Raw genomic sequence first — 226 nt, 5'->3', positions numbered from 1 at the left:
GCGCGGCCTGAGTGCGACGGTCTCGCCGAGGAAGGCCGAAGGCACGGGCCAGAGGCGGTCCTTAAAGGATATGTAAGCTTTCGTGGTGCCAACCCGGCGCAGGATTTCGCCCGCTGCATAGTCCGGCTGCGGCAGGGTTTTTGGAAAGCTGCGCGCCGAGGGCGTGTAGCGGCTGGCCGGGACCTTGAAGTCGAGGGCCTGATGGGGACGCTCGCGATTATAGATG

1 pseudogene is annotated in these 226 nt (G+C 64.6%); it reads right to left on the bottom strand.

The annotated features are described in order from the left end of the window. Positions 1-226: pseudogene (locus tag ASD32_RS30095) on the bottom strand (IS481 family transposase); the annotation flags it as partial.

The sequence above is a fragment of the Rhizobium sp. Root483D2 genome, assembly GCF_001426685.1.
GTDB lineage: Bacteria > Pseudomonadota > Alphaproteobacteria > Rhizobiales > Rhizobiaceae > Pararhizobium > Pararhizobium qamdonense.
Note: the sequence above shows the minus strand (reverse complement) of the source record. Positions and strands in the feature narration are given on the sequence as shown.